Raw genomic sequence first — 13,339 nt, 5'->3', positions numbered from 1 at the left:
CGGTCCGGGGGCCGCCCCGGACCGACGACCATCGGGGCATTATTCGCCCTAGTTCACCGCCTCCAGCAACGCATCGCTCTGGGAACAGTCGCGGATCACGTCGGCGCCGCAGCGGCGCGGCTCCAGATCGCGGGTCAGGCAGACGCGGGCCTCCTGTATCCGGCGCGACCGGCAGGTGATCGTGATCATGTCGGGCTCCAGCTGCGGATTGGCCTCGAGGAAGGCCTGCTCCACCACCTTGGCCGGCAGGGTCACGTCGCGCCCCAGATCGCGCAGCACCTGCGGGCGGGTCACGCTGGCATAGGCGCGGCGCGCGAGGTCGAAATAGGCCTCCGGCTCCAGCCCGGCGCAGCGGCCGTGTTTCTTCCACTGGTACCAGGCGACGCCGGGCGCGCCCATGATGTCTTCCATGGCAGCGGTCTGCGTCTTCGACGGGTTGCGCACGGTGGTGTTGCAGTAGGAGGGATAGCCGCGTTCGTTCTGCGGCCAGAGACCGTGCAGCACCCAGCCGAACCCCTTGCCGGGATCACATTGCGGCGAGCCGCGCTGCGCGCCCTCCAGCGCACACCATGTCGGCGACCAGCTGAGCGACAGGAGGTAGTAGTCGAAGTCGCCCGCGCGCGCTCCCTCGGCCCGGGCGGAGGGGGCGGTGGCCCCCGCAAGACAGAGCGCAAAGACCAGCAAAATCAGCGTTTGGCGCATTCTCTCTTCCCAATCGGCCTTTGCCCGACTATATAGGCGCCAAGTTCCCCTACAACGGAAACCTGCACCAGACGGTGCCGCCTGCAAGTCAGGCAACGGGAAAGTTTTGGTTCGGGGACATTTTGGATGAAGGAGACGCGACATGGCAAAACCGCTTATGGCAAAAGCCACGGCCGTGTGGCTGGTGGACAATACGACCCTGACCTTCAAGCAGATCGCCGATTTCACCGGCATGCACGAGCTTGAGATCCAGGGCATTGCAGACGGCGACGTTGCGACCGGTGTGAAGGGCTTTGACCCGATCGGCCACAACCAGCTGACGCAGGAAGAGATCGACCGCGCCGAGAAGGACCCGCTGCACAAGCTGCGGCTGAAGTTCAACGCCGCCGCACAGGGCGAGGAAAAGCGCCGTGGCCCGCGCTACACCCCGCTGTCCAAGCGGCAGGACCGTCCGAACTCGATCCTCTGGCTGGTGAAATTCCACCCCGAGCTGACCGACGGCCAGATTTCCAAGCTGGTGGGCACCACCAAGCCGACGATCCAGTCGATCCGCGAGCGGACGCACTGGAACATCGCCAACATGCAGCCGATCGACCCCGTCGCTCTTGGCCTGTGCAAGCAGTCGGAACTGGACGCCGCCGTGCAGAAGGCCGCCGCCGCCAAGGCCGCCGAGGGCGCTGCCATGACCGACGACGAGCGCCGCAAGCTGCTGTCGACCGAGCAGAGCCTCGACATGCCGGCAGAGCCCCGCATCCCCACGGCCATCGAAGGGCTCGAGACCTTCTCGCTCTCCGATGATGACGACGAGGACGAGGACAACAAGAACTACGCCGACGCGGACAGCTTCTTCTCGCTGCCCGGCGGCAAGCACGACGACGAGGACGAACAGCCCTGATCGTCGGCGGATTGCTGAAGATGGAAACCCCGGTTCGCAGGAACCGGGGTTTTTCTTTGGGCGCTGCGGCGGGCGGGTGTGCGAGTGACCGGTGCTGGCTCCAGCACCGCCAGATGCCGCCTCCGCGCCGCTCGCCAGCGAACGCGATACCGGTATGCCCTGCTCCTTACATTAGCCCAGAAAACCGCCGGCGCGGGACAAGGCCGCAGGCCGCCGCGCATCGACGGCGCGCTCCCACGCGGCGGCGATTTGGTGAGGCTGGGCGGTCCCTCGATGGGACACGATGTGTGTGGCTGATATAAAATGCCTGCCAGAGAGGACAGTATCGCCTCCGCGCGCGCCGTCGATGTGCGGCTTCGCGTTTGGCCTCAGCGGGACAGCAAAAGGCCCGGCTCACCGAGCCGGGCCTATGCCAGTTCTCAAACCCTGCGATCCGCGATCACGCGGCGCTGCGCTGACCCGAGGGCTTGCGCCGGCGGTTGCGGGCGCCGTTGCTCTTGGCCTGACCGCCCGGCTTGCCTTGCGCCGAGGGCTTGCCCTGACCGCCGCCGCCGCGCCGACCGCGACCGCCGCCATTGCCGCCGCTCTTGCCGCGACCGCCACGGGGTGCCTCGGGACGGTGGCCTTCCAGCGTCTCGATCTCCTGACCGATCAGCTTCTCGATGCCGACCAGATCGCCCATTTCTTCGATGCCGACGAAGCTGACCGCCCGGCCATCACGCCCGGCGCGCGCGGTGCGGCCGATACGGTGGACGTAGTTGTCGGCCACGTTGGGCAGATCGAAGTTGTAGACATGGCGCACGTCAGGAATGTCGATGCCGCGCGCGGCCACGTCGGTCGCCACCAGCACACGGACCTCGCCCGAACGGAAGTTCTCCAGCGCGCGGTTGCGCTGACCCTGCGACTTGTTGCCGTGGATCGCGGCGACGGCGAAACCGGACTGCTCCAGCTTGCGGCTCAGACGCTCGGCGCCATGCTTGGTGCGGGTGAAGACCAGCGCCAGTTCCTCGCGGTGATCGTCCAGCAGGCCGGTCAGCTTGCCGACGCGGGCCGCCTGTTCGACGAAGACCACCGATTGGGTGACCTTGTCGGCGGTGCGGCCCGGAGGGGTCACCTCGATCTTCACCGGATCGGTCAGGTAGGCGCCTGCGATCTCTTCCATCTGCTTGGGCATCGTGGCCGAGAAGAGCAGCGTCTGACGCTCGGACGGCAGCTCGCGCGCGATGCGGCGCAGCGCGTGGATGAAGCCGAGGTCGAGCATCTGGTCCGCCTCGTCCAGGACGAGGTGGCGGGTGCCCGACAGGTCGATCGCGCGGCGGTCCATCAGGTCGATCAGGCGGCCCGGGGTGGCGATCAGCAGGTGGGTGCCACGCTCCAGTCGCTGCGCCTGCGCGTTGACCGAGGCCCCGCCGACGACGAGTTGGCTGCGCAGGTGGGCGCCTTTCAGCACCTCGCGCAGGTTGTCGTGGATCTGCTTGGCCAGTTCGCGGGTCGGCGCCAGCACGAGGGCGCGGGCCTGACGCGGCGCGCAGCGGCCACCGTCGCGCAGCAGCTTGTCGGCGATCGGCAGGCCGAAGGCCAGCGTCTTGCCGGTGCCGGTCTGGGCGAGGCCCATCACGTCGCGGCCGTCCAGCGCCTCGGGGATGGCGCGGGTTTGAATCGGCGTGGGGGTCGTCAGCTCCAGCTCTGCAAGGCGCGCGAGCAGGGAGGGGGCGAGCCCCAGCGTTTCGAAGGTCATGTAATAGGTCCTTTCGGGCCCGCGGTGCGGGTCCCTTTTGCGCCGCGCATCCGGGCGCGGCAGGGGATCGGGCTGCGATGAGACCGGCGGCCGGATTGCCAACGGTCGTAATCGCGAAAGCCCCTTCGCGAGACAGGAACACTGCTTGCGGGAAACAAGTATCGCAGGATCGGGCGCGGCCCGAACCGGTAAAGTGCCGGCGATTACCCCGCCCACATGAGGCCGGACCCGCAATAAGTCAAGGGGCGGCCCGGAAGCCGCCCCTTCAGACTTGCATCACGTTGCAGGGAAAGCGCGCCCTCGGGCCGCCCCTCGCGGCTCAATCCCGGGCGAGCATCCGGCCGAGGGGCCGCCCGCCGAGAATGTGGATATGCAGGTGCGGCACTTCCTGCACGCCGTGGTCGCCCGCGTTGGAGATGAAGCGGCAGCCTGCCGCCTCGGCCGCGCTGACGCCCATCTTGGCGCAGACCGCGCCCACGGTGCGGGTGAAATCCACGATCTCGGCGTCGGAGGCCTCCTGCGCGAAGTGATCGTAGGTGACATAGGGTCCCTTGGGGATCACCAGCACATGCACCGGCGCCTGCGGGCGGATGTCCTCGAAGGCCAGCGTGTGCTCGGTCTCCATCACGGTCTTGTTGGGGATCTCGCCCCGCAGGATTTTGGCAAAGATGTTCTGATCGTCGTAGGTATAGGGCATTGCTGCGTCCTCAGTCGCTGAAGAGGTGGTCCAGATCGGCGATGTCCTCGGCCGTCTGGCGGGGCACCGCAAGGAAGTGCATCAGGGCCTCGGCATGTTGCTCGGGCCCGTCGATTTCCCGCAGGCGGTAATGGTGGTCGAAGTCGGCCTCGCGGATGCTGTCGGCCTCGAAGGCGATGTCATTGCGAAGCGTCGGCAGCAGCCGGCGCAGGGCCTCCTGCGGGGTCTGCTCGCTGGCCAGACCCACGCGCTTGGCGTGGCCGATGAGGAAGGCGTCGCTGAACTGGCACTCCATCTCCAGCAGGCGCGTTTCGGCCCGGTCGGAGCAGAAGTCGTTCATCAGGTCGATCGCCGAAGGATCCATGCAGATGACCAGCCGGTCGCTGTCGAAATAGTCGAAGAGCATCCGCATCAGCGCGCGCCGGTGGCGGGTCCGCTTGGCGACATTGGCCTCGATCCCGCCGAGATCGGGCAGGTCGGCCTGATCCTCGTTGAAGAGATAGGCCACGGCCGGGAGGTTCGTGTTCTGGCGAATGCGCTCGATCAGCCGCTTGGCGACGTGCCACTTCTTGCAGATCACGATCATCAGCTCGCGGTCGCGGCCCAGCGTGCTTTCCGTTTCCCAGAACCGTGGCGCGAACCGCTGCCCGATCCGGCCCCGCCCGGTGAGGAACTTGTAGAGATTCCGGCCCTCGTTCGAGACCTGAAAGCGGACGCCCGTGGCGGCATAGAGCTGCCCCAGCCGCCGCTTGAGGGCATGGGCCTCGGGGCTGATCTTCCGGGCAAAGAGGAAATCCTGGCTCAAGAGCAGGTCATAGTGATCGTTGTAGAAATTCACCGGCATCCCGTATTCGGTAAACATCAGGAAGGTCAGCGTGCGCGAACGGATCTCGCGCTCCGGGATCAGGTGGCGCACGACGGTCTGAAAGAAGGTCTCATCCGGGATCCACGTGGTGCGGAAGAAGCGCATCACGTCGCGGCGTTCGCGGGTGAAGTCGAGGATCGCCTCGATCGTGCGCCGTCGCAGGCACCACCACTGCGACCCGATGCACATCTGCAGATCCTCGGGTATCTTGCGCGCCAGCCCCAACCGGCGCTGCCAGTCGAGCGACTTGTAGAACCACCACTTGTGGGTCCGCTCGTTGAGATAGTGGCGGTAGATCAGCCGCTCTTCCTTGATGCCGGTCTTGATCCAGCCATCGTTGAAGAAATCGGCGCTCTCGATGTAATCCACCTCCTCGGCGTCGAGGAAGTCATGGGCATATTCGGCCGACTTGATCGCCATGCAATCGCCCGAGACCATGTAGAAATGCGTGGCCCGCGGGAAGGCCTCTGCCGCGGCCTCGACTGCCTGCAGGGTCGCCGCCACGAGGGACCATTCCCCCCAGCCGCATTTCAGCCGCTTGCGGGCAAAGGTGACACGGGGGTTGTCGGCAAGTGCCTTGCGGATCTTCTGGTAATCTTCGGCCCGTGCCCGGGCATCGAAGTGAATCGCCATGTAGTCGCCCGCCGCCGTCAGACGGGTGGCCTGATCAATGATCGCCGCCGGATCCTTGTGGCACAGCAGGATGAAGGCAATGGTGGCCATGTCGCGACAACGGCTCTCCGCATGGGGCTCCGCCCCTTGATACGCAGGAACGCCTGTCAGGGAAACCCGCATCAGCGATTGAAAGTATACGGGAAGTTTGGTTCTTTCCCTGTATCAACAGGCGGCGGGGACAACCGCCGCGACCTTGGAGGTAAGGCAGGAATGGGCTTCCCCGGTACATGGATGACCGAAAGCGAGAGCGTCGTCTATCGCGTGGTGCCGAAATGCGCCTGCTCGAGCATCGGGCAGATTCTCTATTATTCCGATCACGGCACCTTCTATGACGGCGACATCCACGACGCCAAGGACGGGCTGCACAAGTGGGCGCTCGAAGAGTCCCAGCCGCTAATCGAGGCGAATGTGACGGGCCACAGGTCCTATGCCTTCACCTGCGTGCGCAATCCCTACACCCGGATCCTGTCGTCCTATTTCGACAAGATCTGCGGCGTTCAGCGCAACGGGCGCCGGTATCGCGGCAACCTCGTGCCGCTGCTGACGCAGAAGTACGGCGTGGACGTGGGCGGCCCGGACGGGACCGGGGAGTTCGATCAGATCAAGAGCTTCCGCCGCTTCCTGCTGTTTGCCCGCGACAGCATCCGCTGGCGCCGCCCGATGGACCCGGACATTCACTGGTCCGCCACCTCGGGCCATGTCTCGACCTTCATCCTGAACGGCGGGCGCTACGATCAGATCTTCTGGACCGAGAAGTTCAACGAAGGCATGCAGAAGGTGCTCGACAATATCGAGACGCCCCATGCGGTGAACCTTGCCGAGATCCCGCGCTTCAACGAGAGCGAGGGCCACGGGCCCAAGCGCGCGCATCCGGTCGAGGACTACTTCGACGACCTGTCGATGCATCTGGTCTACGAGATCTACAAGCGCGACTTCCGGCTGTTCAAATACGATTTCGAAAACCCCGCGAACAAGCTGCCGGTGGGCGAGATCGACCTCGACGAGGTGCACGCGAAGCTGGGGGAGTGAGGGCCGCGCCCCAACGCGCGCGGACACCGCTCCACACGCGCGCCTCTTACTAGAGCTTTCCGCCGCCGCGCCGAAACGGCATCAGGCGACGGGCCTCTCAGTTCCCGAAGACCGCGGAGAACTGCCGCTTGATCGCATCCATGTCTCCGCCCACGCAGACCCGCGCCACGCCAGCGGCCTCGGCCGGTGCCACTTCCTGCGTCCGGCCCTGTTCCTCGCCCGTCTCGACCACGCGCAGCGGGATCTCCTCGGTCACGAACAGCTCCGGGTGGGCCGCCGCGATCAGGGTCATCGGATCGTGCAGGCCCACGCCATCCCGGCCCCGGCTGTAGTAGAACTCGAGGTAGAAGAGCCCGGCCTCGCGCAGGAAGCCGCCAAGATGCGGATCGCGCCGGGCGAGGTCGTCGAAATCGGCGGCGGTGAAGGCCGTGGCCATGGTCACGTCCAGCCCGACCATCGTCACCTTCGCGCCCGAGCCCAGAACCACGTTCAGCGCATGCGGATCGTGGTAGGTGTTGGCCTCGGCATGGGGCGTGATGTTGCCCGGCACCCGGGCCGCGCCACCCATGAAGATGATCTCCTTCACGTTCGTGGCGAACTCCGGGTCCAGCTGGATCGCGCGGGCGATGTTGGTGATCGGACCGATGGGGCACAGCACCAGCTCGCCCTTCAGCTCCCGCGCCATGCGGCACAGGAACGCGGGCGCGCTTTCCTCCAGCGCGGCCGCCTTGGGCTGCACCGGGGCGATGTCGCCGAAGCCTTCGACCCCGTGGATATGCGACGAGGGCGGCGTGGGCGCGATTTCCAGCGCCTGGTGCGCGCCTTCGGCCACGGGAATGTCGAGGCCCGCCATCTCGGCCAGCCGCAGGGCGTTGCGGGTGGCGATCGGGGTCAGCACGTTGCCGAAGACCGAGGTCAGCCCCACCAGTTCAATCGCGGGATCGAGCGCGGCGTAGAAGACCGCCATCGCGTCGTCGATGCCCGGATCGGTGTCGATGATGAGTTTCATGGAGGCTCTCCCGCTGGTCTGGAACCCGCGCGGCATAATCGCGCGGAGGCGCCCGCGCAAGCGGTTCCGCGATTGCGGCGAGGCCCTGCTGCGCCCATATTTCAGGGCAGGAGGGCCCGCACATGTCCTGGCTGTCACGACTGACCGAAAGACGCATCCTCAAGACCCTCGCCGAGGGCGGCCTCTCGGGGCTGGAGGGGGAGGGCAAGCCGCTGCCCGACCGCAGCGGCGAGGCGCATCTCGATGCGGGCGAGGCCATGGGCTATCGCATCATGGCCGAGGCCGGCGCCCTGCCCGACGAGATCCGATGGAAGAAGCTGGCAGAGGCGAAACGGGCCGAGCTGGCCGGGCTGACCGACCCGGACGCGCGCCGCGCCGCCATGTCGGAGCTGTCCCATATCCAGATGCAGCAGGCCATGGCCGAGGAGGCCCGGCGCAAGTTCATGCGCGACTGACCTCTCGGGATACCCCCGGACTTTTTGAAAAGTCCGGTCCGTTTTCTTTGAAGAAAACGAAAGTGCGCCCTGCCCGTCTGCCGCCCGTCCGGGTCTCCTGCGCAGAGGATGGCGGGGGCGGCCCGGGCCGCCCCCCTGCGGATCAGGCCGCAGTCTTCCGCTTCGTCCGGTCGGCGAGCCGCCGGATCAGCACGTAGAAGCTGGGCACCATGAAGACGCCGAGGAAGGTGGCCGTGGCCATGCCCCCCAGCACGCCGATGCCGATGGCATTCTGCGCCGCCGCCCCCGCGCCCGAGGCCGTGGCCAGCGGCACCACCCCCAGCATGAAGGCGAGCGAGGTCATCAGGATCGGGCGCAGCCGCAGGCGCGCGGCCTCCAGCGTGGCCTCGACCAGCCCCATGCCCTCGGCCTCCCGGTCCTTGGCGAATTCCACGATCAGGATCGCGTTCTTGGCCGCCAGACCGATGGTCGTCAGGATGCCCACCTTGAAGTAGACGTCGTTCGACTGGCCGAAGGCCCATGCGGCCGCAAGCGCCCCCAGCACGCCGACAGGCACCGCCAGCATGACCGAGAAGGGCACCGACCAGCTCTCGTAAAGCGCCGCGAGGCAGAGGAAGACCACCAGCACGGACAGGGCGTAGAGATAGGGCGCCTGATCGCCGGATTGGCGTTCTTGGTAGGACAGGCCGGTCCAGCTGACGCCATAGCCGCCATCGACCTGCGCGGTCAGCTCTTCCATCGCGTTCATCGCCTCGCCCGAAGAGGCGCTGTCGGAGGGCGAGCCCGAAACCTCCAGCGCCGCCGTGCCGTCGAACCGCGCCAAGGCTGGCAGGACCGAGACCCAGTCGGTGGTCATGAAGCTGGAGAAGGGCACCATTTCGCCGTCGCCGTTGCGGGCGTACCAGCTTTCGATGTCCTTGGGCTGCATCCGGTATTCGGCCGCGCCCTGCACGATCACCGGCCGCAGGTTGTTGTCGAGCGAGAAGTCGTTCACGTCGCGCCCCGAGAAGATGACCGAGAGCATGGTGTTCACGTCGCTCACCGTCACGCCGAAGCTTTCGGCCTTTTGCTGGTCGATGGTGATGCGCAGCGCGGCCTCCTCCTCGTTGTCGGAGAGGCGCACGTTCTGCAACCGGCTGTCCTGTCCGGCGGCGGCGATCAGTTCGTCCGCCGCGGCACGCAGGGCGTCGATCCCGGTGTTGCCCTGATCCACGAGGTACATGGTGAAGCCCGAGGAATTGCCGAGGCCGGGAATGGCGGGGGGCTGCATGAAGATGATCTGCCCCGCGCGGTGCTGGCCAAAGCGCATGTTTGCCCGCAGCGCCAGCTGGCCGGCGGCGGTGTCCGCCGCGGCCCGATCCTCGAAGTCCTTCAGCTTGATGAAGACCATGGCGGTGTTCTGCCCGCTGGAGCCGAAGCTGAAGCCGAGCGAGGCAAAGACCGCCTCGACCGTGTCGTTTTCCTCGGTCAGCAGGTAATCCTCGATCTCCTCGACCACGGCCTGTGTCTGTGCCGTGGTGGAGCCTTCGGTGAGGGTGACCATGGACATCAACACGCCCTGATCCTCCGCCGGAAGGAAGGAAGACGGCAGCCGGGTCATGATGCCCCATGCGCCGACCCCGATGCCCGCCAGCACCAGCAGCATCACCGCCGGGCGACGTAGGAAGCGGCTGACCGTGGCGGTGTAGCCCTTAGTGATGCGGTCGAAATTGCGATTGAACCAGCGGGCGGGCGCAATGCCCGACCCATGGCTGGCGGGCTTGAGCATCTGGGCGCAGAGCGCGGGCGTCAGCACCAGTGCGACAAGGGCCGAGAGCACCATCGCCGTGATGATCGTCACCGAGAACTGGCGGTAGATCACCCCGGTGGAGCCGCCGAAGAAGGCCATCGGCAGGAACACGGCGGAGAGCACGAGCGCGATGCCGATCAGCGCCCCCACGATCTGCCCCATGGAGCGTTCGGTGGCCTCCAGCGGGCCGAGCCCGTCTTCCTCCATCACCCGTTCGACGTTTTCCACCACGACGATGGCGTCATCGACCAGCAGGCCGATGGCCAGCACCATGGCGAACATCGTCAGCGTGTTCACGGAATAGCCGAAGACCGCCAGCACCGCGAAGGTGCCTGCCAGAACCACCGGCACGGCGATGATCGGGATCAGCGTGGCGCGGAACTTCTGCAGGAAGACGAGGATCACGATGAAGACCAGCGCGATGGCCTCGGCCAGCGTGTGATAGACCTTCTCGATCGACTTCTCGACGAAGGGCGAGGTGTCATAGGCATATTCCACCGTCACCCCGTCGGGCAGCGAGGTGCCGATCCGGTCCAGCGTTTCGCGCACGGCCTCGGCCGTGTCCACGGCATTGGCCCCGGTGGCGAGGTTCACGCCGAAGCCGGCGGCGTTCTTGCCGCTGAACCGCGCCGAGGAACCGTAATCCTCCTGCCCGATCTCGACCTTGGCCACGTCGCCGAGGAAGACGGAAGAGCCGTCCTCCTCGGTCTTCAGGATGATGTTCTCGAACTGCGCGACCGAGGTCAGCTGGCTCTGCGCGGTGATCGTGGCGGTGAACTGCTGGCCCTGCACCGTGGGCAGATCGCCGAGCGAGCCGACCGACACGGTGGTGTTCTGCGCCTGCACGGCCGAGGTCACATCGGCGGGGGTCAGCTGGTATTTCGCGAGCTCCAGCGGGTCGAGCCAGATGCGCATGGCATAGGTCGAGCCGAAGACGTTGATGCTGCCCACGCCGTCGGTGCGCTGGATCGGGCCGGAGACGGTGCTGTCGAGCATGTCGCCAAGTTCCACCGTGGAATAGCTGCCGTCCTCTGAGACCAGCGCGCCCACCATGAGGATCGAGGAGGTGGAGCGGCGCACCGTGACACCGGCGTCGATCACCGTGTCGGGCAGCTGGCTCTCGATCTGGCTGACCCGTGTCTGCACGTCGTTCTGGGCGTCGATCGGCTCGATGCTCTCGTCGAAGGTCAGCGTGATCGAGGCAGAGCCCTCGGACGAGGTGGAGACCATGTAGAGCAGCCCGTCGATGCCGGTCAGGCTGTCCTCGATCACCGTGGTGACCGAGTTCTGCACCGCCTCTGCCGTGGCCCCGCTGTAGGTGGCCGAGATACGGACGGTTGTGGGCGCGATGTCGGGATATTGCGACACCGGCAGCTGGGTGATGGAGAAGGCGCCGGCCAGCATCGTGATGATGGCAAGCACCCATGCGAAGACGGGGCGATGGATGAAGAAGTTGACCACGGTGCTTACTCGCCTGCCGCCTTGGCGGCGTCTTCAACCACCCCATCCGCGTTGATGGTGACCGGCACCGTCGTGACGGCGGCCCCGGCCTTGAGGGTGCGCAGCCCGTCGACGATCAGCATGTCCCCGGGCGAGACGCCATCGGTGGCGATCCAGTTGCTCTCATACGTTCCGGCGGTGGTCAGCGTGACCTGCTGGGCGGTGCCGCCCTGCGCCACGAAGGCCGTGAGCGTCCCGTCGGACTTCCGCGTCGTGGCGCGCTGCGGCACCAGCATGGCGCGGGTCGTGCCCAGCGTCACCTCCAGCCGCAGGAACTGGCCCGGCAGGATCAGGAAATCGGGATTGTCGAACTGGAACCGCAGATCGACCGTGCCGGTGGTCGAGGACACCTGCGCCGAGGGGCTGACCATCTTGCCGTCGCGTTCATAGACCTGCCCGTTTTCCAGCGTCAGCCTGACCTCCAGCGCATCGCCGAAGCTCAGCTTGCCGGAATCGCGCATCGCCCGGTTGCGCATCATGCGGACCGAGGATTCCTGCGCGTCCACATAGACCGGATCGGACCGCGTCACCGTGGTCAGCGCATCGGTCTGGTTGGCTGTCACCAGCGCCCCGACCGAGACCTCGGGCACCTCGGCCCAGCCCTCGATCGGGCTACGGATGTCGGTGCGGTCAAGGTCGAGCTGCGCCGATTGCAGGCTCGCCTCGGCGCTCTTCAGATCCGCCTGCGCCTGAAGCAGCGTCGCGCGGGCCGTCTCCACGTCGGACTGGGTGACGCCGACCCCCTCGATGCGGGAGTAGCGGTCGACCTGGCTTTGCGCCGTCTCCACCGCCACTTCGGCCGAGGCCCGGGCCGCTTCGGCGGCGGTCAGCGCGGCCTGATATGTGTCCTTCTCGATCCGGAACAGCACCTCGCCCTTCTTCACCGGGCGGCCCGCGTTATAGGGGATTTCCTCGATCACACCGCCGACGCGGGGCCGGATCGAGGCGCTCTCATAGGCCGCCGCGCGCCCCGGCAGGGTCTGGGTGTAGGGCACATCGGTTTCCTCGATCGTGACGACGCCCACCTCGGCCTGCTGCGCCTGCCCGTCTGCGGGGGCCTGCGCGGCCAACGGACCGGCGGCAAGGGCGATGAGAGGGAGAGCCAGCAGCGCACGGCGCGGGGACAGGCATGTGCGGGACGGACGGGGAGGGAAAAGGGCGTGTTTCAAGTTCGTACCTTCATCAGCAATCGCGAGGCGGTGAGGGGAGCCGCCGAGAGTATAACGCGGGTCGGGGCCATTTCCGTCGGAGAAGAGCGCAGAGTGTCGTGACACCGCCGTGACGGGGCCCTGCGCCCGCGCCCAAACGAAGGCCACGAGGTCGCCTCAGCAGATAGGCCACGGCGTGGGGGCGGCCAGTCCCGGGACCGGCATGGCAGCCTCCCGGCGGGTGCAGCGCTGAGCGGCGATTTGTCTGGGGAATGGGGGCCGACCGGCGACAGAGGTCGCGGGGTGGCAGCCCGGCGCATGCGCTTGCGTCACGGCAGGCGCGGGCGGGGGGCCGGGGACACGCACGGCGCGCTTCCCCGGCGTTGGCCTTACTTGGCCGCGGTCACGATGAATTCGACCTTGTAGTCCGGGGTGGCCAGCTTGGCCTCGCCGCAGGCGCGGGCGGGCGGGTTGGCCGGATCGATCCATGCGTCGTAGATCGCGTTCATCGCGGCGAAGTCGGCCATGTCGGCCAGCCAGACGATGACCTGCAGGATCTTCGACTTGTCGGAGCCGGCCTCGGCCAGGATGGCGTCGACGCTGGCAAGCGCCTCGCGGGTCTGACCGGCGAGGTCCGAACCCGGCTCGCCGACCTGACCGGCCAGGTAGACGGTGTCGCCGTGGATGACGGCCTTGCTCATGCGGGGGCCGGGGTCGAGACGGGTGATGGACATGGGATGCTCCTGTGCTCTGTCCGCAGGCCCTGTGGCCTGCCGGGGCGGCGCGGGGTGGCCGCCCCTTCTGCTATATCCGGCGCGGGCGGGAAGTCGAGCCACC

The 13,339-nt window shown here is 66.9% G+C and carries 11 protein-coding genes; 3 read left to right on the top strand and 8 right to left on the bottom strand.

The genetic code is table 11. The features are described 5' to 3' along the window. Positions 1-48: 48 nt before the first annotated feature. Positions 49-702 (bottom strand): ribonuclease T2 family protein, encoded by a 654-nt coding sequence (locus tag LCM32_RS13205; RefSeq protein WP_224821548.1) that lies wholly within the window; start codon positions 700-702, stop codon positions 49-51. A gap of 142 nt (positions 703-844) precedes the next feature. Here LCM32_RS13205 and LCM32_RS13200 point away from each other — a divergent pair, with 142 nt between their 5' ends. Continuing rightward, positions 845-1,597 (top strand): DUF1013 domain-containing protein, encoded by a 753-nt coding sequence (locus LCM32_RS13200; protein ID WP_222490999.1) that lies wholly within the window; start codon positions 845-847, stop codon positions 1,595-1,597. 439 nt (positions 1,598-2,036) lie between these two features. Here the strand turns inward: LCM32_RS13200 and LCM32_RS13195 are convergent, their stop codons facing one another. The 3 genes from LCM32_RS13195 to LCM32_RS13185 all read right to left on the bottom strand — a co-directional run bounded on the left by LCM32_RS13195 (position 2,037) and on the right by LCM32_RS13185 (position 5,620). After that, on the bottom strand, positions 2,037-3,335 hold the full coding sequence (locus LCM32_RS13195; RefSeq protein WP_224821547.1) for a DEAD/DEAH box helicase: 1,299 nt from the start codon (positions 3,333-3,335) through the stop codon (positions 2,037-2,039). Positions 3,336-3,654: 319 nt separating this feature from the next. After that, positions 3,655-4,032, bottom strand: a complete 378-nt coding sequence (locus tag LCM32_RS13190) for an HIT domain-containing protein (protein WP_224821546.1) — start codon at positions 4,030-4,032, stop codon at positions 3,655-3,657. A 10-nt stretch (positions 4,033-4,042) separates the two neighbouring features. Next, positions 4,043-5,620, bottom strand: coding sequence for a DUF5928 domain-containing protein (locus LCM32_RS13185; RefSeq protein ID WP_224821545.1), 1,578 nt, complete (start codon positions 5,618-5,620; stop codon positions 4,043-4,045). A gap of 162 nt (positions 5,621-5,782) precedes the next feature. Here LCM32_RS13185 and LCM32_RS13180 point away from each other — a divergent pair, with 162 nt between their 5' ends. Further along, a complete protein-coding gene (locus LCM32_RS13180) occupies positions 5,783-6,601 on the top strand; it encodes a sulfotransferase family protein (RefSeq protein ID WP_224821544.1) in 819 nt (272 codons plus the stop codon). Positions 6,602-6,698: 97 nt separating this feature from the next. On the opposite strand, the gene LCM32_RS13175 is transcribed toward LCM32_RS13180, so the two are convergent. Next, a complete protein-coding gene (locus tag LCM32_RS13175) occupies positions 6,699-7,610 on the bottom strand; it encodes a nucleoside hydrolase (RefSeq protein WP_224821543.1) in 912 nt (303 codons plus the stop codon). A 122-nt stretch (positions 7,611-7,732) separates the two neighbouring features. Here LCM32_RS13175 and LCM32_RS13170 point away from each other — a divergent pair, with 122 nt between their 5' ends. Further along, positions 7,733-8,065 carry a DnaJ family domain-containing protein gene (locus LCM32_RS13170; protein WP_224821542.1) on the top strand — a complete coding sequence of 111 codons (333 nt, stop codon included), beginning with the start codon at positions 7,733-7,735 and terminating at the stop codon, positions 8,063-8,065. Positions 8,066-8,207: 142 nt separating this feature from the next. On the opposite strand, the gene LCM32_RS13165 is transcribed toward LCM32_RS13170, so the two are convergent. The 3 genes from LCM32_RS13165 to LCM32_RS13155 form a co-directional block, all read right to left on the bottom strand. Next, complete coding sequence (locus LCM32_RS13165) at positions 8,208-11,315, bottom strand: efflux RND transporter permease subunit (protein ID WP_224821541.1); 3,108 nt, start codon at positions 11,313-11,315, stop codon at positions 8,208-8,210. Between the two features lie 5 nt (positions 11,316-11,320). Beyond that, positions 11,321-12,424 (bottom strand): efflux RND transporter periplasmic adaptor subunit, encoded by a 1,104-nt coding sequence (locus LCM32_RS13160; protein ID WP_224821540.1) that lies wholly within the window; start codon positions 12,422-12,424, stop codon positions 11,321-11,323. 467 nt (positions 12,425-12,891) lie between these two features. Beyond that, a complete protein-coding gene (locus LCM32_RS13155; protein ID WP_224821539.1) occupies positions 12,892-13,236 on the bottom strand; it encodes a RidA family protein in 345 nt (114 codons plus the stop codon). Positions 13,237-13,339 lie beyond the last annotated feature (103 nt).

The organism is Pseudooceanicola nanhaiensis (assembly GCF_020171315.1).
GTDB classification, from domain to species: Bacteria; Pseudomonadota; Alphaproteobacteria; order Rhodobacterales; family Rhodobacteraceae; genus Pseudooceanicola; species Pseudooceanicola nanhaiensis_A.
This window is presented reverse-complemented; position numbering and strand designations above follow the sequence as displayed.